This is a genomic window from Streptomyces sp. NPDC048441 (genome assembly GCF_043200235.1).
Classification (GTDB): domain Bacteria; phylum Actinomycetota; class Actinomycetes; order Streptomycetales; family Streptomycetaceae; genus Streptomyces.
Map to the genome: position 1 here is coordinate 172,904 of NZ_JBICXM010000005.1, position 21,531 is coordinate 194,434.

Consider the following 21,531-nt stretch of genomic DNA (forward strand, 5'->3'; position numbering starts at 1 on the left):
TTCGCGCTGGCTGCCCCGCTGATCAGCGACGCAACCGCACATGGAGTAGGGCACACACCCCCCGAACGGGCTATGGGCGCCGTATGATCGAGGCAGACCACCCGGAATGCCGGGTCGGCCGCTGGGGAATGCACGCTTCAGTGAGCCGGAGCGGCAGGGTGGTCCGGTTTGGCGAAGTTGGCGCAGAGGGGCGGGTTTCACGGGGGCGATTCCCTGCCTATCCTGAAGGGGACCCCCGGTCGCCCCGGCGACTGCACGATGAGGAGGACTCCGTGCCGCTCTCGGAGCACGAGCAGCGCATGCTCGAGCAAATGGAGCGAGCGCTGTACGCCGAAGATCCCAAGTTCGCGACAGCGCTCGAGGGAAGCGGGCTGCGTACGTACACCCGGCGACGGGTCTACCAAGCGGTCGCGGGCTTCCTTGTGGGTATCGCTCTTCTCATGGCCGGAATGGTCGCCCAGCAGATCTGGGTGAGCGTGGTGGGATTCCTCGTCATGCTGGGATGTGCGGTGCTCGCTGTCACCGGATGGCGCAAAGCGCCCAAGCCAGGTGAACAGCCGGCCGCCGGCACGCCCACGGCACCGGGCGGCGCCCCGGCCCGTCGGCAGACCAGGCAGCGCAAGTCGATGATGGACCGGATCGAGCAGCGCTGGCAGCGCCGCCGCGACGAACAAGGTCAATGAATCAGGACCAATGAATCAGGGCCAATGAATCAGCGCCAATGAATTCTTAGCTTTTCCAGTCATGTGTAAGGGGTGACCGCCAATGGCGGTCACCCCTTACACATGTCCTCAACCCTCCTGCTGCGATGGCTCCGCCGGCCGCGAAGGCCTCCGCAGGGCCGCCCACCGCTTGGCGATCCGCTCGGACCACCGCTGTTTGAACGCTGCCCAGCGGTCCGATGTCGCCCACACCACCCGTGCGGCCGAACGCGGCGCGAGCGTCGCCCGCAGCCGGGCCGGACGGCTTGCCGTGGCCCGCAGTCCGTCACACACGCGGTGCACGTCGTCGGCCAGGCCGGACGTCGGCTGTGGACGCGGCGCGTAGAGAACCTGCTCGACCGCGGCCGCAAGACGATGGACGGCCTCCGCGGGCGCCGCGGTGAGAGAGCCGATCCGTACGATCCGGGCGGCGGCTTTGCGCGGGGTCTGCGAGTCGTCCGGCGTGATCCCGTGGTCCCAGGCCGTATCGGTCACCTCGAGCCAGGCGGCCAGAGTCCGAGCGACGGCGTCCGCCTCCGTACGACCGGAGGAGCCGAGGCGCACCGCGCGGATCCGCTTCCGCCACAGCATCGGAAGGAAGGGCACCGCGAGGACCACGAGCGCCCCGAGGGTCACGGCGATGATCATGCCGATCGGTGGTCCTTCGCCGCCCGAACCGCCCGCGATCGCCGGGGCCGTACTCTCGCAGCCGCCCTGCTTCCGCTGGTCGGCCGGGCAGCTCGTGGAGGCCGACGGCTCGCTGGACGGCGCCGTCGACGAGGTCGGCTCGGGCACCGCCGGGTCGCTCGCGCCGTCGGTCGGGGTGTCCGGGCGGGTGTAGTCCGGCACCGTGCCGCGGTTCGGCGTCGGCTCGAAGCGGGTCCAGCCCACACCTTCGAAGTACAGCTCGGGCCAGGCGTGCGCGTCCCGCAGGCCGACCGACATCGAACCGTCGCCCTTGGCCGCGCCAGGGGTGAAGCCCACCGCCACGCGCGCGGGGATGCCGAGCGTCCGCGCCATCGACGCCATGGCGAACGAGAAGTGGACGCAGAAGCCCTCCTTCTGCTCCAGGAAGCGGGCTATCGCCGCCGGGCCGCTGCCCGCCCGCACCTGCGTGTTGTATGTGAAGCCGCCGTCCGAGGCGAACCAGTCCTGGAGTTTGACCGCTTTCTCGTAGTTGTTCGCCGAGCCTTTGGTGATCCGCGTCGCTTCGGAGGCCACCACGGAGGGCAGCGAGTCGGGCACCTTGGTGAACTCACGCTCTATCTGCGTGGGCGGCTCACCGGCGTCGGCGAGCTGCGTGGCCGTCGGCTGCACGATCAGGCTCTTCACCTCGTACTGCGCACCGCGCGTCGTCTGGCCGCGGTCGCCGACCAGGGCGCGCCCCACGGGCTCGTACCGCCAGCGGCCGTTGATCTTCACCTCGCTCGCCGGATAGGGCATCGGCAGCCAGTTCTGCGCATAGCCGTCGGCGGCGGAGATGTTGGTCTGGATCTCGCTCCTGCGGACGTCGGGGAAGAGGCCGGGCGGATCCTCGAGCCGTGACGGCACGTCCCTGATGCTCCGGACGGTGGTCTTCCAGGTCGTCCCGTCGAACTGGTCGAGGGAGACGATCCGCAGGTACAGATTGTCGGTCTGCTTGGCGTTCGTCTTGTACGAGATGACCTCGCGGTCCTGCGGTTCGTTCAGGCTGTCCTGGAGCGCGACCAGCGGATTCACCGCGGAGATCGTGCCACCGCCGCCCGTCCCGGAGCCGCCGGGGCCACCGGAACCGTCGAGGAGCCCGCCGTCCAGGGCGGGCAGTGCGAGCGGCACCACCAGGGCGATGCCAAGGGCGACCGCGCCGATGCGCCGCCCCGTGCGGACCGGGGCGATGGCACCGCTCTCGGTCTCCAGGCCGCCCGAGATCCGGCCGGGCGCGCGTGCGGCGCCTCCGAAGACACGCCCCCACTGCGAGAGCCGGTCCCGGCCCTCCGCCAGGAGCAGCAGCAGATACCCGGCGGCGGCGAGCAGGAACCACAGCCACCCCGCGCCGTTCGCGGAGATACCGGCGGCGACCGAGTACAGCGCGAGCAGCGGAAGCCCCGCGGGCGCCGCCGTACGGAAGGTCACCGCCAGGGCGTCGACCGCGAGGCCGATCACCAGGACGCCGCCGACCATCATCAGCCGGATGCCGTCGCTGAGCGGCGCCGGGATCGCGTACTGCCCGATGTCGTCGCCACCCGCCTGGAGGAGCAGCCCGAACTCCCGGAAGACGTCGGGCCCGGGGACCACCCCGCCGATCGCCTGCTCACGGGCGAACACCAGGGTGAGGAGCAGCAGCGTCACCAGGGCCTGCACCGCGACGGTCACGGGCCGGGCCAGCGGAACCCGCCGGGTGAGGGCTCCCACACCGCTCTGCAGCGCGAGCAGGATCGCCGCCTGGACGAACCACGTCGCCGGATCGACGAGCGGCAGCAGTGCCCCCGACGCCATCAGCGTGGCCGCCGTGGCACAGAGCGCGAGTCGCGCGCGCCCACTCATGAACGTCCCCCTGTTGTCGTGCCTGTGGTCCTGCGGGGCGGGCCGCATGTGGTCCTGCCGGACGGGCCACCGCTCATCCCCAGCCCCCCGTCGTCGTCCCCGCCACCGGAGCGGGGCCCGTGCTCGCCCGCAGGTGGTCCGCCTGGCGCCACAGGTCCACCAGGGCGACCCCTGGAGGCACCGCCACGGCCGTCCAGCCCGCCTCGCGCAACATCTGGATGCGCTCGTCCCCGGAGCCCGTGGGGGGGCCGCCAGGGCCCTGCGCCCAGGCCGTGCTGTCCAGGACGAAGGCGACGGCGGCTCCGCTGCGCTGGCGCATCTTGGCGGCCACCGTGGCCTGCTCCTCGTCCAGGTCGCCGAGGAAGGCGATCAGCAGGCCTTCGTTGCCGCCGCGCAGGACCTCGTACGCGGGCGAGAGCCCCCCGCCGTCCGAGTGGTCGATCACCGCGAGCGTGTCCATCATCAGCCCCGCCGCGTCCGCCGACTCCTGGCTCGCACCCGCGAAGCCGTCCGAGCCCTCGCCGGGCACGGAGTTGCCGGTGTCGGTCAACAGCCTTACGGAGAAGCCCCGTTCCAGCATGTGTACCAGGGCGGACGCCGTGCCCGACACTGCCCACTCGAAGGCCGAGTCGGGTCCCGCGCCCCGGAAGGCGTGCGCCCGGGTGTCGAGCAGCACCGTGCAGCGGGCCCGCTGCGGCTGCTCCTCGCGGCGCACCATCAGCTCTCCGTAGCGAGCCGTGGAGCGCCAGTGGACGCGGCGCAGGTCGTCGCCGTGGCGGTAGCCGCGCGGGATCACGTCGTCCTCGCCCGCGAGGGCCAGCGAGCGATGCCGCCCGTCGCCGTATCCCTTGGCCTCGCCGGTGAGCCGCACCGCGGGCAGTGCCTCCACGCGCGGGATGACCGTCAGGGTGTCGTGCGTCGAGAAGGAGCGGGTCAGTTCGCACATCCCGAAGGGGTCCGTCAGGCGCAGTTGCAGGGGACCCAGCGGATAGCGTCCCCGCAGGTCCGAGCGGACCCGGTAGGACACCTCCCGGCGGCCCCCGGCCTCCACCCGGTCGAGCACGAACCGGGGCCGTGGCCCCAGGACGTAGGGCACCCGGTCCTGGAGCATCAGGAGCCCCGTGGGCAGCCGCGAGACGTTGTCCATCCGCAGATGGACACGGGCCTCCGAACTGGCGGGCACGCGCGCGGGGGAGAGCCTGCGGCTGCCCGCGACGCGGTAGCGCGTGCGATAGAGCACCGTCGCGCACACCAGCGGAAGCACGGCGAGCAGCAGCCCGACCCGGAGCAGATCACTCTGCCCCAGGACGTACGCGCAGACGGCGGCGGCGATCCCGGCCGCGAGGAACGAGCGCCCGCGCGTGGTCAGCCCCGCGAGCGCCGTCCGAATGCTGCCCTTGCCCTCCTCGGGCTGTGCGGGCTGCGGCCCCCCGGCCGCCATCACAGCCTCCGCGCGCCGGGCGGCTGCTGGCCGAAGAAGCCGCTGTTCGGCTGGGTGGCGGCCGGGACGGGCGTCCGCTGGAGGATCTCCTGGACGACCGATTCGGCCGTACGCCGGTTCAACTGGGCCTGTGCGGTGGGCAGCAGGCGGTGCGCGAGCACCGCCGTGGCCAGCGCCTGCACATCGTCCGGCAGGGCGAAATCACGGCCGCTGAGCGCCGCGGATGCCTTGGCCGCCCGCAGCAGATGCAGCGTCGCACGCGGTGAGGCACCGAGTCTCAGGTCCGGGTGGTTGCGGGTCGCCCCGACGAGCTCCACCGCGTACCGCCGGACGGCGTCGGCGACGTGGACCGTGCGGACCGCGTCGATGAGCTTCACGATGTCGTGCGCGTGCGCCACCGGCTGGAGGTCGTCGAGCGGCGAGACACCGCCGTGGATGTCCAGCATCTCCAGCTCGGCCTCCGCGCTCGGATAGCCGATCGAGACGCGCGCCATGAAGCGGTCGCGCTGCGCCTCGGGCAAGGGGTAGGTCCCCTCCATCTCGACGGGGTTCTGCGTCGCCACCACCATGAAGGGGCTCGGCAGTTCATAGGTCTGCCCGTCGATGGTGACCTGGCGCTCCTCCATGGACTCCAGGAGCGCGGACTGCGTCTTCGGAGACGCGCGGTTGATCTCGTCGCCGATCACGATCTGCGCGAAGATCGCGCCGGGCTTGAACTCGAAGTCCCGGCGCTGCTGGTCGAAAATGGACACACCGGTGATGTCCGACGGCAGTAGGTCAGGCGTGAACTGGATGCGCCGCACCGAGCAGTCGATGGACCGCGCGAGCGCCTTGGCGAGCATGGTCTTGCCCACGCCCGGCACATCTTCGATCAGCAAATGCCCCTCGGCGAGGAGCACGGTCAGCGAAAGCCGTACGACCTCTGGCTTGCCCTCGATCACACCCTCGACCGACCTGCGGACACGCTCCGCTGTGGTGGTCAGATCTGTGAGGCTCGCTCGATCGTCATAGGTCGTCACCCGGCCCTCCTCGGACACGTTCTCCGGGCCGGCACGCCTGTACGCGTCCCGGCCCACCCCGAATCACGGACACCACGCGTGAATGGTTCAGCGTGATGCCCCACCCGCATTCTTGTTGGGCTTACCGGGTTGTGTCACTCGCCTGCGGACAACTGGCGGCGATATGTCAGGTCTTACGGCCTTTTGACCGTCGAGTCGATGCGGAAACCTCCGGCCCGGGGCCGGTCACGCAGGGTCGATCTCCCGCAGCAGACCCGTAGTCACATCGAAGACGAATCCCCGCACATCGCCGGTGTGGAGCAGGAACGGCGAGGTCCGCACGCGCTGCATCGACTGCCGTACGTCCTGGTCGACATCGCGGAAGGCCTCCACCGCCCAGGCGGGCCGCTGGCCGACCTCGAGTTCGAGCTCGTGCCGGAACTCCTCGGTGAGGCTCTCCAGGCCGCAGCTGGTGTGGTGGATGAGCACGACGCTGCTGGTGCCCAGGGCGCGCTGGCTGATGGTCAGGGAGCGGATGACGTCATCGGTGACCACGCCGCCCGCGTTGCGGATGGTGTGGCAGTCACCGAGCTCGAGGCCGAGCGCGTCGTGGAGGTCGAGCCGGGCGTCCATGCAGGCGACGACGGCGACGCGCAGGACCGGGCGGGCGTCCATGCCGGGATCGGCGAAGCCCGTCGCGTACTGGTGGTTCGCCTCGACGAGGCGGTCTGTGACGGTGCCGCCGGTGGCTATGTCACCGATCGGCTCTGCGGGGACGTCGGAGGTACGGCCCGTAGGGGATGCGGAAGTCGACATGACTATGACGGTAGTCGTCACCGATCGCTCGGGCCCGCTGTGAGAAGGGACAAAGAACGTCAATGAGTCTTGTTGTGAGGTAACCCACAGGAGTGCGGCCGGTGCCTCCGAATGGGTGACGGAGCCGGATTCGCGGCCGTGCGAAGGACCTGTCCGCGACGCGCAGGCCAGTTGATTGACCGGGCGACACCGTGGACTAAAGTGACGCGAAGTGGGAGCCGTGACCTGCTCCCCGCTGGACTGTTCACCCGGGGATTCCTGCAATCCCCCCACGTGCGCGGCGCGTACGTACGGCTCGGCCTCCTCCCGCTCCCGGTCGGCTGACGCCACTTCCCCGGCGCCAGCAGGCCATTCCCCTTCTCGAGCGGGCGGGGACCCGGCAGTGCGTACGGACGCCGCGCCGGACCTGAGAGGGCCCTTTGAGCCAGACCCGACATGTCCCGGTGATGCTCCAGCGGTGCCTGGACCTGTTGGCCCCCGCGCTCGCGGAGCCCGGAGCGGTCGTCGTCGACTGCACCCTCGGGCTCGGCGGCCACAGCGAGGCACTGCTCTCCACCTTCCCGTCGGCCCGCCTCATCGGCCTCGACCGCGACAAGGAGGCGCTGCGCCTCTCCGGAGAGCGGCTCGCCCCCTTCGGAGACCGGGCCGAGCTCGTGCACGCGGTCTACGACGAAATCCCCGACGTGCTCGACCGGCTCGGCATCGCGAAGGTCCAGGGCGTCCTCTTCGACCTCGGCGTCTCCTCCATGCAACTCGACGAGGCGGACCGCGGGTTCGCCTACGCGCAGGACGCGCCCCTGGACATGCGCATGGACCAGACGACCGGCATGAGCGCCGCCGAGGTCCTCAACACGTACGCACCTGGTGAACTGGTGCGGATCCTGCGCCAGTACGGCGAGGAGAAGCAGGCCAAGCGGATCGTGAGCGCCGTCGTGCGCGAGCGCGACAAGGAGCCGTTCAGCAACAGCGCGCGGCTCGTCGAGCTGATCCGCGACTCCCTGCCGCAGGCCGCCAAGCGCACCGGCGGTAACCCCGCCAAGCGCACCTTCCAGGCCCTGCGCATCGAGGTCAACGGCGAGCTGAGCGTTCTGGAGGCGGCCATTCCGGCGGCCGTGAAGACGCTCGCCGTCGGCGGCCGCATCGCCGTCCTTTCGTACCACTCGCTCGAGGACCGCCTGGTCAAGCAGGTGCTCGCGGCCGGTGCCGCGACGACAGCGCCGCCCGGCCTGCCCGTCGTCCCCGAGCGATACCAGCCCCGGCTCAAGCTGCTCACGCGCGGCGCGGAACTCCCCACCGAGGAAGAGGTCGCCGAGAACCGCCGGGCGGCCCCGGCACGGCTGCGGGGTGCGCAGCGCATCCGCGAGGAGACCCCATGACCGGCGTCCGTGCGGAGGCCCCATGAGCAAGAAGCCCGAGCTGCGCGGGCGGGCCGCCCGGCTCGCGCGGCTGCTGCCCTCGGGCCCGAGCCAGGCCGCGCGCACGCCCTTCGTGCTGCTCGTCGTGCTGCTGCTCGGCGGCGGCCTGATCACGCTCCTCATCCTGAACTCCTCGCTCAACGAAGGCTCGTTCCAGCTGAGCGAGCTCAAGAAGGGGACGACGGAGCTCACCGACCAGGAGCAGGAGCTCCAGCGGGACGTGGACGCCTACGCGGCCCCTGACGCCCTCCAGCGCCGTGCCCGCGAGCTCGGCATGGTGCCCGGCGGCGACCCGGCCTTCCTGAACCCGGACGGCACCGTACGCGGCGTTCCCGGCGCCGCCTCTCAGTCCTCCGCCCTCGGGCAGTCCGAGCCACGCCCGCAGGAGGTGGCATCCCCGGCGCCGTCGATCTCGGTCCCGGCACCGCCCACGCCGTCGCCCTCGCCGCCCCAGGCATCACCGGCCCTCTCCGCCACTCCCTCGGACGCCACGCCCACCCCCTCCGCGAAGCCCGGCCCCACGACCTCCGGCAGGTGACGTAAGTGACGGACCGCCAACCCCCGCGACGCAGGGTCCCGGGCCCAGCGCGGCCCTCGCGCCCCGCCCGCCCCGGTCAGCAGCGCCGCCCGGGACAGGCGGCCCGCCCCGCCGCCCGCCGCCCGCGCCCCGCGGCCCCCAAGGCCCGCACCATCCGGCTCGGCAGCCCGCGGCCCCGGCTCCGCATGGTGAGCCTCGGCCTGACCCTGGTGATGCTGGCCTTTGTCGTACGCCTCCTCCAGGTGCAGGCGGTCGACGCGAGCGTGTACACCACCAAGGCCGAGAAGAACCGCTACTTCAGCCACACCCTGGCCGCCGAGCGCGGCGGCATCACCGATCGCAGCGGCGTCGAACTCGCCGCCAGCGTGGACGCGTACGACATCACGGCCGACCCCACGATGTTCACCGCGAAGGAGATGGGCATCAAGGACGGGCCCGAACAGGCCGCCGCGCTCCTCGCCCCGATCCTCGACAAGGACGTCGACCGGCTCACCAAGCAGCTCAAGACCCCCAAGACGCGCTACGTCCTGCTCGCCCGCAGGCAGACCCCGCAGGTCTGGAAGCAGATCAAGGACCTGCGCGGCGCGCTCGACGACAAGGCGCGCACCGACACGAAGAGCGCCAACGTCCTCGCGGGCGTCTTCCAGGACCCCAGCAGCAAACGCGTGTACCCGAACGACACCCTGGGCGCCGGGATACTGGGCTGGGTCAACGCCGAGGGCAAGGGCGCGGGCGGTCTTGAGCAGCAGCTCGACAAGGACCTCGCGGGCAAGGACGGCAAGATCAGGTACGCCCAGTCCGGCGGCCACCAGGTGCCGACCGCCGGCAGCACGGAGACGCCCGCAGTGCCGGGCTCGGACGTCGAGCTCACCATCGACCGCGACATCCAGTGGGCCGCGCAGAACGCCATCACCAAGCAGGTGGAGAAGTCCAAGGCGGACCGCGGCTACGTGATAGTGCAGGACAACAAGACCGGCGAGATCCTCGCGATGGCCAACTCCCCGGGCTTCGACCCGAACGACCTCTCGCAGGCCGACGGCACGGCGATGGGCAACGCGGGGCTCCAGGACGCCTTCGAGCCCGGCTCGACCGCCAAGATCATGTCCATGGCCGCCGTCCTGGAGGAGAAGGCGGCCACGCCGGGCACCCATGTGACGGTCCCCAACCGGCTGCACCGCGGCGACCGGCTCTTCCAGGACGACATCGACCACCCGACCTGGCACCTCACGCTCAACGGCGTGCTCGCCAAGTCCAGCAACATCGGCACGATCCTGGCCACCGGCGAGCTGGGCAAGACCCAGCGGGAGGCCAACAGGTCGCTCTACTCGTACCTGCGGAAGTTCGGTATCGGCAGGGAGACCGGGCTCGGCTTCCCCGGCGAGACGTCCGGCATCCTCGCGCCGGCCGACAAGTGGTCCACCTCGCAGCAGTTCACGGTCCCGTTCGGCCAGGGCTTCTCGATCAACGCGATGCAGGCGGCCTCCGTCTACTCGACCATCGCCAACGACGGCGTACGGATCGAGCCCTCGCTGGTGCGTGGCACGAAGGGTCCCGACGGCCGCTTCACGCCCGCGAAGAAGCCCAAGAAGACCCGTGTCGTGAGCGAGAAGACCGCCAAGACGGTGTCGCACATGCTCGAGTCCGTCGTCGACGACGAAGAGGGCACGGGCGCCAAGGCCCGCATCCCCGGCTACCGGATCGCGGGCAAGACGGGTACGGCCAACCGGGTCGACCCGCAGACCGGCAAGTACAAGGGCTACACCTCGTCGTTCGCCGGTTTCGCACCCGCCGACAAGCCGCGCGTCACCGTCTACTGCGCGATCCAGAACGCCACCAAGGGCAGCTACTTCGGCGGCCAGATCTGCGGCCCCATCTACAAGGAAGTCATGCAGTTCGCCCTCAAGACGCTCCAGGTCCCGCCCACCGGCAAGGGCGCGGCCAGGCTCCCCGTCACCTTCGAACCCTGAGCCCCCTACCAGGACAAACCCGTGACAACGATCACCCCGAAGCCGGGGAACCGGCCCCCGCCACACCGCCCGCTTCGCCCTGAGCCGGGTGCGCCCGGTACGCTCACCGCCGTGCCACACGCTGATCAGTCCCAAACCACCCAGAAGGGCGTTCCCGTGACATATCCGGGACCGCCACGGCCGGTCCAGGTCTCCGCGACCCCGCTCGCCAGGATCGCCGATCAGCTGGGCGTCGCCGCCCCGGGCACGGGGGAGGTCAGCGGCATCACGCACGACTCCCGCGCGGTCCGCCCAGGTGACATCTACGCCGCCCTGCCCGGCGCCCGGCTGCACGGCGCCGACTTCGTCGCGCAGGCCGCCGACCTCGGCGCCGCCGCGATCCTCACCGACCCGACGGGCGCCGAACGCGCGGCCGTCACCGGCCTGCCGGTCCTGGTCGTCGACAACCCGCGCGGCTCCATGGGCGAGCTCGCGGCCACGGTGTACGGCCACCCGGGGCGCGATCTGCTCCAGATCGGCATCACCGGGACCTCCGGCAAGACCACCACGGCGTATCTCGTCGAGGGCGGCCTCAAGGGCATCCGGTCGACCGGCCTCATCGGCACGGTCGAGATGCGCATCGGCGACGAGCGGATCAAGTCGGAGCGTACGACCCCTGAAGCGACCGACCTCCAGGCGCTGTTCGCGGTGATGCGCGAGCGCGGCGTCGAGGCCGTCGCCATGGAGGTCTCCAGCCATGCGCTCGTGCTCGGCCGGGTGGACGGCTGCGTCTTCGACGTCGCCGTCTTCAACAACCTCAGCCCGGAGCACATGGAGTTCCACTCCGGCATGGAGGACTACTTCCAGGCCAAGGCGCAGCTGTTCACCAAGCTGCGCTCCCGGCTCGGAGTGGTCAACTTCGACGACGAGTACGGGCGCAGGCTCATCACCGAGTCAGAGGTCCCCGTCACCACCTTCTCCGCCGAGGGCCACCCCGACGCCGACTGGCGCGCCGAGGACGTCGAGGTCACGCCGTTCGACTCCACGTTCGTCGCGGTCGGCCCCAAGGGGGAGCGGATCACCGCGAAGTCCCCCCTCGCCGGTCCTTTCAACGTCGCCAACACGCTCTCCGCGATCGTCTCGCTCGCCGTCGCCGGGATCGACCCGCAGCAGGCCGCGGACGGCGTCGGAGCGGTGCCCGGAGTGCCGGGCCGCCTGGAGCGCATCGACGCGGGCCAGCCCTACCTCGCGGTCGTCGACTACGCCCACAAGACGGACGCCGTCGAATCGGTCCTGCGCGCCCTGCGCAAGGTCACCGAGAACAAGCTGCACATCGTGCTCGGCTGCGGCGGCGACCGGGACAAGACCAAGCGGATGCCGATGGGCGCCGCCGCGGCCAGGCTCTCCGACACCGCCGTACTCACCTCCGACAACCCCCGTGGCGAGGACCCCCTCGCGATCCTCGCCACGATGCTCGCCGGCGCGGCCGACGTGCCGTCCCACGAGCGCGGCGAGGTCGCCGTCTTCGAGGACCGCGCCGCGGCTATCCGCGCGGCCGTCGCGCGCGCCGAACCGGGCGACACGGTGCTCGTCGCGGGCAAGGGACACGAGCAGGGACAGGACATCGCCGGGGTGGTACGTCCCTTCGACGACCGCCAGGTACTTCGCGAAGCCATCGAGCAAACCCAGGGATGAATCTGTGATCGCCCTCTCCCTCGCCGAGATCGCCACTGTCGTCGGCGGGCAGACCTACGACATACCGGATCCGTCCGTCCAGGTCACGGGACCGGTCGTCAGGGACTCCCGTGAAGTGGAGCCCGGCAGCCTCTTCGTGGCCTTCGTCGGCGAACGCGTCGACGGCCACGACTACGCCTCCGCGGTGGTCGAAGCGGGCGCCGCCGCGATCCTCGCCTCGCGCCCTGTCGGCGTACCCGCCATCGTTGTCGACGACGTGCAGGCGGCGCTCGGCGCCCTTGCGCGGCACGTCGTGGAGCGGCTCGGCGCGACCCTCGTGGCGCTCACCGGATCCGTCGGCAAGACCAGCTCCAAGGACCTGCTCGCCCAGGTCCTGCGGAGCAAGGCACCCACCGTCTGGACGCCGGGCTCGCTCAACAACGAGATCGGCCTGCCGCTCACCGCCCTCAGCGCCACCGACGAGACGAAGTTCCTCGTCCTGGAGATGGGCGCGCGCGGAATCGGCCACATCCGCTACCTCGCAGGACTCACCCCGCCGAAGATCGGCCTCGTACTCAACGTCGGCACCGCCCACATCGGCGAGTTCGGCGGACGCGAGCAGATCGCAGAGGCGAAGGGTGAACTCGTCGAGAGCCTCCCCGCCGACGGCACCGCCGTCCTCAACGCCGACGACCCGCTCGTCCGCGCCATGGCTTCGCGCACGAAGGCGCGCGTCCTGCTCTTCGGAGAGGCCGCCGACGCCGACGTCCGCGCCGAAAATGTCCGGCTCACGGAGAACGGACAGCCTGCCTTTACGCTGCACACACCCTCCGGGTGCGGTGACGTGAACCTGCGGCTGTACGGTGAGCACCACGTGTCGAACGCGCTTGCCGCGGCCGCCGTCGCCCATGAGCTGGGCATGTCCGCAGACGAGATCGCCCGCGCGCTCTCCGAAGCGGGCACGCTGTCCCGCTGGCGGATGGAGGTCACCGAGCGCCCGGACGGCGTGACGGTCGTCAACGACGCCTACAACGCGAACCCCGAGTCCATGCGAGCCGCCCTGCGCGCGCTCGCGTCCATGGCCAAGGGACGTCGTACGTGGGCGGTGCTCGGTCATATGGCCGAGCTCGGTGACGAGGGGCTCGTCGAACACGACGCGGTCGGACGGCTCGCTGTCCGGCTGAACGTGAGCAAGCTCGTGGCAGTCGGGGGCAGGGAAGCGTCCTGGCTCCAACTGGGCGCATACAACGAGGGTTCGTGGGGTGAGGAGTCGGTGCACGTGTCCGACGCACAGGCGGCGATCGACCTGCTGCGCAGCGAGCTGCGCCCGGGAGACGTCGTGCTGGTGAAGGCTTCCAGATCGGTCGGTCTCGAGCGGGTCGCCACGGCGCTGCTCGATGACTCCGCGTCAACCGAGGGGCAGGTCGCCGGCCGATGAGGCAGATCCTCTTCGCGGGTGTGATCGGGCTCTTCCTGACCCTGGTCGGAACCCCGCTCCTTATCAAGTTCCTGGCCCGCAAGGGCTATGGCCAGTTCATCCGGGACGACGGCCCGCGCGAGCACCACAGCAAGCGCGGTACGCCGACCATGGGTGGTATCGCCTTCATCCTGGCCACGCTCATCGCGTACTTCCTTACGAAGGTCATCACCGGCACGGAGACCACGCTCTCCGGTCTCCTGGTGCTCTTCCTGATGGCGGGCATGGGCCTCGTCGGCTTCCTCGACGACTACATCAAGATCGTCAAGCAGCGCTCGCTCGGCCTGCGGGCCAAGGCGAAGATGGCCGGACAGCTGATCGTGGGCATCGGCTTCGCCGTGCTCGCGCTGAACTGGCCGGACAGCCGCAACCAGACCCCGGCCTCCACCAAGCTGTCGTTCGTCACGGACTTCGGCTGGTCGATCGGCCCGGTGCTCTTCGTGGTCTGGGCGCTGTTCATGATCCTCGCGATGTCGAACGGCGTGAACCTCACCGACGGCCTCGACGGCCTCGCCACCGGCGCCTCCGTGATGGTCTTCGGCGCGTACACCTTCATCGGTGTCTGGCAGTACCAGGAGTCCTGCGCCAACGCCGTCACACTCACCAACCCACAGGCGTGCTTCGAGGTCAGAGACCCACTCGACCTCGCCGTGGTGGCCTCCGCGCTGATGGGCGCCTGCTTCGGCTTCCTGTGGTGGAACACCTCGCCCGCCAAGATCTTCATGGGTGACACCGGCTCGTTGGCCCTCGGCGGCGCGCTCGCAGGACTCGCGATCTGCTCCCGCACGGAGCTCCTCATCGCGCTCCTCGGCGGCCTGTTCGTCCTGATCACCATGTCCGTCGTGATCCAGGTCGGCTCCTTCAAGATGACCGGCAAGCGGGTCTTCAAGATGGCGCCATTGCAGCACCACTTCGAACTCCAGGGGTGGTCCGAAGTCCTTGTGGTGGTCCGCTTCTGGATCATCCAGGGCATGTGCGTGATCGTCGGACTCGGCCTCTTCTACGCAGGATGGGCAGCCAAGAAGTAATGACTTGGGCAGGCAAGAACGTCACCGTCGCCGGTCTCGGCGTCTCCGGGATCCCGGCGGCCCGCGTGCTGCACGGCCTCGGCGCGGTCGTCACGGTCGTGAACGACGGCGACGACGAGCGCTCCCGTACGCAGGCCGCGGACCTGGAGGCGCTCGGCGTCACCGTCCGCCTCGGTGACGGCGCGACCCTGCCCGAAGGCACCGAACTCGTCGTCACCACCCCCGGCTGGCCGCCGGACAAGCCGCTCTTCGCGGCGGCCGCCGCGGCAGGCGTCGAGGTGTGGGGCGATGTCGAGCTGGCCTGGCGGCTACGCGGTCCCGACGCGCCCCCGTGGCTCGCGGTCACCGGCACGAACGGCAAGACCACGACCGTACGGATGCTCGCCTCGATCCTGGAGGCGGCCGGTCTGCGCACCGCCGCTGTCGGCAACATCGGGGTCTCGCTCCTCGACGTGGTCACCGGCGACGAGACGTACGGTGATCTCGATGTACTCGCCGTCGAACTCTCCAGCTATCAGCTGCACTGGGCGCCCTCGCTGCGCGCCCACTCCGCGACCGTCCTGAACCTCGCGCCCGACCACCTGGACTGGCACGGCTCCATGGAGGCGTACGCCGCCGACAAGGGCCGCATCTACGAGGGCAATCAGGTCGCCTGTGTCTACAACGTCGATGCCACCGACAAGCCGTCGACCGAGGACCTGGTCCGCGGCGCCGACGTCGAAGAGGGCTGCCGCGCCATCGGTTTCACGCTGAACGCGCCCGCGCCCTCGCAACTGGGCGTCGTGGACGGCATCCTGGTCGACCGTGCCTTCGTGCCGGACCGTCAGAAGCAGGCGCAGGAGCTCGCCGAGGTCTCCGACGTACAGCCGCCCGCGCCGCACAACATCGCCAACGCCCTGGCCGCGGCCGCTCTCGCGCGCGCCTACGGAGTGCCCGCGACGGCGGTACGCGACGGCCTGCGCGCCTTCCGTCCGGACGCCCACCGCATCGAGCACGTCGCCGACGTCGCCGAAGTGGCGTACGTCGACGACTCCAAGGCCACCAACACCCACGCCGCGGAAGCTTCGTTGGCGGCGTACGAATCGATCGTCTGGATCGCGGGCGGGCTCGCCAAGGGCGCCACCTTCGACGAGCTCGTCACCAAGTCGGCGAAGCGCCTCCGGGGTGTCGTCCTGATCGGCGCCGACCGCGCGCTGATCCGCGAAGCCCTGGCGCGACACGCGCCCGAGGTCCCGGTCGTCGACCTCGACCGGACCGACACTGGTGCGATGTCCGAGGCGGTACGGCAGGCGGCACGGCTCGCCGAGCCGGGGGACACCGTACTGATGGCCCCGGCCTGTGCGTCGATGGACATGTTCACCAACTACAACAAGCGTGGTGACGCGTTCGCGGACGCGGTCCGCGAACTCGGCGCGAGCGCCTGACACGGACCCTGTGGTCCGGGGGCGCCCGGCACCCTTAGGAGGGCACGTGGCAGCGTCGTCGTGGCTGGGCGGGGGTCTCGATGGCCGGGAGTAGCGGGCGCGCGCCCACCCGGACGGCCAAGCGGCCCGCGCCGGTCCGTTCCGCGGGCACACCACGCCGGCCGCGGGAGAGCGGTGTACGGCGGTTCTACACCCGCCTCAAGCGCGCCTGGGACCGGCCGCTGACCGCGTACTACCTCATCTTCGGCAGCAGCCTCCTGATCACCGTGCTCGGCCTGGTGATGGTCTACTCCGCGTCGATGATCCAGGCGCTGCAGCTCGACCTGCCCGCCGCGTACTTCTTCCGCAAGCAGTTCGTCGCGGCCGTACTCGGCTCGATCCTGCTGCTCATCGCCATGCGGATGCCCGTCAAGCTGCACCGGGCGCTCGCGTACCCGATGCTCGCGGTGACCGTCTTCCTGATGGTGCTCGTGCAGATCCCGGGGATAGGGCGCAGCGTCAACGGCAACCAGAACTGGATCTATCTGGGCGGCCCTTTCCAGCTCCAGCCCAGTGAGTTCGGCAAACTCGCGCTCGTCCTGTGGGGAGCGGACCTGCTCGCCCGCAAACAGGACAAGCGCTTGCTGACCCAGTGGAAACACATGCTGGTGCCGCTCGTCCCGGTCGCCTTCATGCTGCTCGGGCTGATCATGCTGGGCGGCGACATGGGCACGGCGATCATCCTCACGGCGATCCTTTTCGGCCTGCTCTGGCTCGCGGGGGCGCCCACGCGGCTCTTCGCCGGGGTGCTCTCGGTCGCGGCCCTGCTCGGTGTGATCCTCATCAAGACCAGCCCCAACCGCATGGCGAGACTGGCCTGTATCGGGGCGACCGATCCGGGGCCCGGCGACCAGTGCTGGCAGGCCGTGCACGGGATCTACGCCCTCGCCTCCGGCGGATTCTTCGGTTCCGGGCTCGGCGCGAGTGTGGAAAAATGGGGTCAACTGCCGGAACCCCACACCGACTTCATCTTCGCCATCACGGGGGAGGAACTCGGCCTGGCAGGGACACTGTCGGTGCTCGCTCTGTTCGCGGCTCTAGGCTATGCGGGTATCCGCGTGGCCGGACGCACGGAGGACCCCTTCGTAAGGTATGCCGCGGGAGGCGTGACCACCTGGATCACGGCGCAAGCCGTGATCAACGTCGGTGCGGTGCTCGGTCTGCTGCCGATCGCCGGAGTCCCCCTCCCGCTGTTCTCCTACGGGGGCTCAGCCCTGCTGCCGACCATGTTCGCCATCGGACTCCTCATCGCCTTCGCGCGACAGGACCCGGCGGCAAAGGCGGCCCTGGCCATGAGGCAACCTCGGGTGAGATGGAACACGATGAGACGGCGCGTCAAGGCGCGTTCGTCCGGAGAGCGGTGAATTTCGGTGCATGTCGTACTCGCCGGTGGGGGGACCGCCGGTCACATCGAGCCCGCGCTCGCCCTCGCGGACGCCCTGCGGAGGCAGGACCCGACCGTGGGCATCACGGCCCTGGGCACGGAGCGTGGACTCGAGACCCGACTCGTACCCGAGCGGGGCTACGAACTCGCGCTGATCCCTGCCGTACCGCTGCCGCGCAAGCCCACCCCTGAGCTGATCACCGTCCCGGGACGGCTGCGCGGCACGATCAAGGCGGCCGAGCAGATCCTGGAGCGTACGAAGGCGGACTGCGTGGTCGGCTTCGGCGGCTATGTCGCGCTGCCGGGGTACCTGGCGGCCAAGCGGACCGGGACGCCGATCGTCGTGCACGAGGCCAACGCGCGTCCTGGCCTCGCCAACAAGATCGGTTCGCGGTACGCCCACGGGGTGGCCGTCGCCACGCCCGACAGCAAGCTGCGCAACTCCCGCTACATCGGCATCCCGCTGCGCCACACCATCGCCACGCTCGACCGGGCCCGGGTCCGCCCGGAGGCGCGCGCCGCCTTCGGCCTCGACCCGAACCTGCCGACGCTCCTGGTCTCGGGCGGCTCGCAGGGCGCACGGCGGCTCAACGAGGTCGTCCAGCAGGTCGCTCCGATCCTGCAGCGCGCCGGGATCCAGATCCTGCACGCCGTCGGCCCGAAGAACGAAATGCCGTACGTCGAGAACATGCCCGGTATGCCGCCCTACATCCCGGTACCGTACGTGGACCGGATGGACCTCGCGTACGCCGCGGCCGACATGATGCTCTGCCGCGCGGGCGCGATGACCGTCGCCGAACTCTCCGCCGTCGGGCTCCCCGCCGCCTACGTCCCGTTGCCCATCGGCAACGGCGAACAGCGGCTGAACGCCCAGCCGGTGGTCAAGGCCGGCGGTGGACTCCTCGTGGACGATGCCGAACTGACGCCCGAGTGGGTTCAGGGCAATGTGCTCCCGGTGCTCGCCGACCCGCACCGGCTCTACGAGATGTCCCGCGCGGCATCGGAGTTCGGCCGCAGGGATGCCGACGACCTCCTCGTCGGCATGGTGTACGAGGCGATCGCGTCACGACGTAACGGCTGAGCAGGCAAGAGAAGGCAGGGGACCGTGGCCGGACCGACCACCGCCGAACGGCAGAAGGCTGCTCCTGGTGGGTCCCGCCCGCCCCGCCCCCCGCGCTCCCGCGTACACATGCCGCGGCCCCGCACCCTGATCCTCTCGCTGATCGCGTTCGCGCTGCTCGGTGCGGGAGGCGTCTGGGTGCTCTACGGCTCGCAGTGGCTGCGCGTGGAGCGTGTGACGACTTCGGGGACCCGGATTCTGACGCCCGACGAGGTGCGGGAAGCCGCGGCCGTACCGGTCGGGGCGCCCCTGGTCTCGGTCGAGACCGAAGCCATCGAGGACCGGCTGCGCAAGAAACTGCGGCGTATCGACTCGGTCGACGTCATCCGTTCCTGGCCGCACGGAATCGGTCTGAAAGTGACCGAACGCGAGCCGGTTCTCCTTATCGAAAAGGGCGGAAAGTTCGTCGAAGTGGACGCCGGGGGAGTGCGATTCGCCACGGTCGGACACAAGCTGAAGGGCGTTCCGCTGCTGGAATTGAGGCCGGATCAGGAGAACGCGGCGGCTAGTCTGCGCCGTTTCGACTCGGCCCGCTTGCGCCGCGAGTCCGTACGGGTCGCCGGGGCACTGCCCGACGCGGTGGCCCGAGATACCCGCACGGTCAAGGTCCGCTCGTACGACTCGATCTCGCTGGAGTTGAGTGGCGGGCGCACCGTAGCGTGGGGCAGCAGCGAGAAGGGGCGTACGAAGGCGAGCACACTCACTGCCCTGATGAAAGCCGCGCCCAAGGCACGGCACTTCGATGTGAGTGTTCCCACCGCCCCTGCGTCATCGGCGAGTTGACGCATATCTTCGCAGGCCAGCACCCTGGTTCGGCAGCGCTACGGCTGATCACATAGGGTGAAAAGAAAAACGGGAGGTTCGGCGTGTTCGTTGAACGTGCGCCACTTGTCGACTTAGTGTCCTGTTCGGAGAGTCCAAGGAACAGACACACTGGTAACCCTAAACTTCAGCGTTAGGGTTCGGGTCGGCGTTCGGACCGTCCCATTCGGCATCAGTCGTCGCGGCGCGAGACCGCGAGGCGGCGACACGTAACTCGAGGCGAGAGGCCTTCGACGTGGCAGCACCGCAGAACTACCTCGCAGTCATCAAAGTCATCGGTGTCGGCGGCGGTGGTGTCAATGCCATCAACCGGATGATCGAGGTCGGTCTCAAGGGCGTCGAGTTCATCGCCATCAACACCGACGCGCAAGCCCTGTTGATGAGCGACGCAGACGTCAAGCTTGACGTAGGCCGTGAACTCACCCGAGGACTCGGCGCCGGAGCCAACCCGGCAGTCGGCCGCAAGGCGGCCGAGGATCACCGCGAGGAGATCGAGGAGGTCCTCAAGGGGGCCGACATGGTCTTCGTCACCGCCGGCGAAGGCGGTGGCACCGGCACTGGCGGCGCACCTGTCGTCGCCAACATCGCTCGCTCCCTCGGCGCCCTGACCATCGGCGTCGTCACCCGTCCGTTCACCTTCGAGGGCCGTCGTCGCGCCAACCAGGCCGAGGACGGGATCGCGGAGCTGCGCGAAGAGGTCGACACCCTCATCGTCATCCCCAACGACCGGCTCCTGTCCATCTCGGACCGTCAGGTCAGCGTTCTGGACGCCTTCAAGTCGGCGGACCAGGTCCTGCTCTCCGGTGTCCAGGGCATCACCGACCTCATCACGACCCCGGGTCTGATCAACCTCGACTTCGCCGACGTCAAGTCGGTCATGTCCGAGGCAGGTTCGGCCCTCATGGGCATCGGTTCGGCGCGCGGCGACGACCGCGCGGTGGCCGCCGCCGAGATGGCGATCTCCTCGCCCCTGCTCGAGGCGTCCATCGACGGAGCGCGGGGAGTCCTGCTCTCCATCTCCGGCGGATCCGACCTCGGCCTCTTCGAGATCAACGAAGCGGCCCAACTGGTCAGCGAGGCGGCCCACCCCGAGGCCAACATCATCTTCGGCGCCGTCATCGACGACGCCCTGGGCGACGAGGTCCGGGTCACCGTCATCGCGGCGGGCTTCGATGGCGGACAGCCGCCGTCCAAGCGGGACACCGTCCTCACCGCGTCGTCGGGCAAGCGTGAGGAGCAGCCGGCCGCGAGCCGGCCCGCCGAATCCCGCTCGCCCTACGGCGGTCTCGGCAGCGTCACGTCGCACGAGGAGTCGTCGGCCCCGGAGCCCATCGAGGCCGCCCCGGTCAACGAAGCCCCGTCCGCGCCGGCGTCCGCGCCGCACGTCCCGCCGGCCCGTCCGTACCAGGACAGCCAGGCCGAAGAGCTGGACGTGCCGGACTTCCTGAAGTGATAGACCGGCACAGCACTGTGAGCGGCGCGCACTTCGCCTTCACCGACAGGTGGGGCGGGGTGAGCGCCGTTCCGTACGAAGAGCTCAATCTCGGCGGCGCGGCCGGTGACGATCCGGAGGCCGTGCGGGAGAACCGTGCGCTGGCCGCCAAGTCGCTCGGCCTCGACGCGGCGCGGGTCGTCTGGATGAACCAGGTCCACGGCAACGACGTCGCCGTGGTCGACAGTCCCTGGGGCTCCGACGCCGAGATCCCGGCCGTCGACGCCGTGGTGACCGCCCGCCGGGGCCTCGCCCTCGCGGTCCTCACCGCGGACTGCACGCCGGTCCTGCTCGCCGACCCGGTCGCCAAGGTCGCGGCGGCGGTACACGCGGGGCGGCCCGGCATGATCGCCGGGGTCGTCCCCGCCGCCGTCGAGTCGATGGTGAAGCTCGGCGCGGACCCGGCCCGCATGGTCGCCCGCACCGGGCCCGCCGTCTGCGGGCGTTGCTATGAAGTGCCTGAGGCAATGCGCGCCGATGTCGCCGCGATCGAGCCCGCGGCGTACGCCGAGACGAGCTGGGGCACTCCGGCGGTCGATGTGACCGCGGGGGTGCACGCTCAGCTGGAGCGGCTCGGGGTGCGCGACCGGGAGCAGTCGCCGGTGTGCACCCGGGAATCCGGTGACCACTTCTCGTACCGCCGCGACCGGATCACCGGTCGTCTCGCGGGCTATGTCTGGCTGGACTGATAGG

General features: G+C 70.2%; 17 protein-coding genes. 13 read left to right on the forward strand and 4 right to left on the reverse strand.

Going from position 1 to position 21,531, the window contains the following annotated elements; all coding sequences use genetic code 11:
* Positions 1-272 precede the first annotated feature (272 nt).
* Complete coding sequence (locus tag ACGFSB_RS14475; protein ID WP_393398384.1) at positions 273-683, forward strand: DUF3040 domain-containing protein; 411 nt, start codon at positions 273-275, stop codon at positions 681-683.
* A 108-nt stretch (positions 684-791) separates the two neighbouring features.
* On the opposite strand, the gene ACGFSB_RS14480 is transcribed toward ACGFSB_RS14475, so the two are convergent.
* From ACGFSB_RS14480 to ACGFSB_RS14495, 4 genes are all read right to left on the reverse strand, one after another.
* The gene (locus ACGFSB_RS14480) at positions 792-3,224 is read right to left on the reverse strand and encodes a DUF3488 and DUF4129 domain-containing transglutaminase family protein (protein WP_393398386.1); all 2,433 of its coding nucleotides are present in this window, start codon (positions 3,222-3,224) and stop codon (positions 792-794) included.
* Between the two features lie 73 nt (positions 3,225-3,297).
* Positions 3,298-4,665: a DUF58 domain-containing protein gene (locus tag ACGFSB_RS14485; protein WP_393398388.1), complete on the reverse strand. Its 1,368-nt coding sequence runs from the start codon at positions 4,663-4,665 to the stop codon at positions 3,298-3,300.
* Positions 4,665-5,684 (reverse strand): AAA family ATPase, encoded by a 1,020-nt coding sequence (locus tag ACGFSB_RS14490; protein ID WP_393398390.1) that lies wholly within the window; start codon positions 5,682-5,684, stop codon positions 4,665-4,667. Before ACGFSB_RS14490 ends, ACGFSB_RS14485 begins: the two co-directional genes overlap by 1 nt.
* 225 nt (positions 5,685-5,909) lie before the next feature.
* A complete protein-coding gene (locus ACGFSB_RS14495) occupies positions 5,910-6,542 on the reverse strand; it encodes a beta-class carbonic anhydrase (RefSeq protein WP_393398392.1) in 633 nt (210 codons plus the stop codon).
* A 356-nt stretch (positions 6,543-6,898) separates the two neighbouring features.
* Between ACGFSB_RS14495 and rsmH the strand changes: the two genes are divergently transcribed.
* The 12 genes from rsmH to pgeF all read left to right on the forward strand — a co-directional run bounded on the left by rsmH (position 6,899) and on the right by pgeF (position 21,527).
* On the forward strand, positions 6,899-7,855 hold the full coding sequence (rsmH, locus tag ACGFSB_RS14500) for a 16S rRNA (cytosine(1402)-N(4))-methyltransferase RsmH (protein ID WP_393398394.1): 957 nt from the start codon (positions 6,899-6,901) through the stop codon (positions 7,853-7,855).
* 22 nt (positions 7,856-7,877) lie between these two features.
* Positions 7,878-8,432 (forward strand): hypothetical protein, encoded by a 555-nt coding sequence (locus tag ACGFSB_RS14505; protein WP_393398396.1) that lies wholly within the window; start codon positions 7,878-7,880, stop codon positions 8,430-8,432.
* A 5-nt stretch (positions 8,433-8,437) separates the two neighbouring features.
* Positions 8,438-10,399, forward strand: a complete 1,962-nt coding sequence (locus ACGFSB_RS14510; RefSeq protein ID WP_393398398.1) for a peptidoglycan D,D-transpeptidase FtsI family protein — start codon at positions 8,438-8,440, stop codon at positions 10,397-10,399.
* A 21-nt stretch (positions 10,400-10,420) separates the two neighbouring features.
* Complete coding sequence (locus tag ACGFSB_RS14515) at positions 10,421-12,073, forward strand: UDP-N-acetylmuramoyl-L-alanyl-D-glutamate--2,6-diaminopimelate ligase (protein ID WP_393398400.1); 1,653 nt, start codon at positions 10,421-10,423, stop codon at positions 12,071-12,073.
* A gap of 4 nt (positions 12,074-12,077) precedes the next feature.
* Positions 12,078-13,490 (forward strand): UDP-N-acetylmuramoyl-tripeptide--D-alanyl-D-alanine ligase, encoded by a 1,413-nt coding sequence (gene murF, locus ACGFSB_RS14520; RefSeq protein WP_393398402.1) that lies wholly within the window; start codon positions 12,078-12,080, stop codon positions 13,488-13,490.
* Positions 13,487-14,557 (forward strand): phospho-N-acetylmuramoyl-pentapeptide-transferase, encoded by a 1,071-nt coding sequence (gene mraY, locus ACGFSB_RS14525; RefSeq protein ID WP_393398404.1) that lies wholly within the window; start codon positions 13,487-13,489, stop codon positions 14,555-14,557. The genes murF and mraY overlap by 4 nt, the downstream gene beginning before the upstream one ends.
* Positions 14,557-15,981: a UDP-N-acetylmuramoyl-L-alanine--D-glutamate ligase gene (gene murD / locus ACGFSB_RS14530; protein WP_393398406.1), complete on the forward strand. Its 1,425-nt coding sequence runs from the start codon at positions 14,557-14,559 to the stop codon at positions 15,979-15,981. The genes mraY and murD overlap by 1 nt, the downstream gene beginning before the upstream one ends.
* An 80-nt stretch (positions 15,982-16,061) precedes the next feature.
* The gene (gene ftsW, locus ACGFSB_RS14535) at positions 16,062-17,384 is read left to right on the forward strand and encodes a putative lipid II flippase FtsW (RefSeq protein WP_393398408.1); all 1,323 of its coding nucleotides are present in this window, start codon (positions 16,062-16,064) and stop codon (positions 17,382-17,384) included.
* Positions 17,385-17,390: 6 nt separating this feature from the next.
* Positions 17,391-18,485 carry an undecaprenyldiphospho-muramoylpentapeptide beta-N-acetylglucosaminyltransferase gene (gene murG, locus ACGFSB_RS14540; protein WP_393398410.1) on the forward strand — a complete coding sequence of 365 codons (1,095 nt, stop codon included), beginning with the start codon at positions 17,391-17,393 and terminating at the stop codon, positions 18,483-18,485.
* 24 nt (positions 18,486-18,509) lie between these two features.
* Positions 18,510-19,307: a cell division protein FtsQ/DivIB gene (locus ACGFSB_RS14545; RefSeq protein ID WP_393398412.1), complete on the forward strand. Its 798-nt coding sequence runs from the start codon at positions 18,510-18,512 to the stop codon at positions 19,305-19,307.
* 274 nt (positions 19,308-19,581) lie between these two features.
* A complete protein-coding gene (ftsZ, locus tag ACGFSB_RS14550; RefSeq protein WP_393398414.1) occupies positions 19,582-20,799 on the forward strand; it encodes a cell division protein FtsZ in 1,218 nt (405 codons plus the stop codon).
* The gene (pgeF, locus tag ACGFSB_RS14555) at positions 20,796-21,527 is read left to right on the forward strand and encodes a peptidoglycan editing factor PgeF (RefSeq protein WP_393398416.1); all 732 of its coding nucleotides are present in this window, start codon (positions 20,796-20,798) and stop codon (positions 21,525-21,527) included. Before ftsZ ends, pgeF begins: the two co-directional genes overlap by 4 nt.
* The last annotated feature ends 4 nt before the right edge of the window (positions 21,528-21,531 follow it).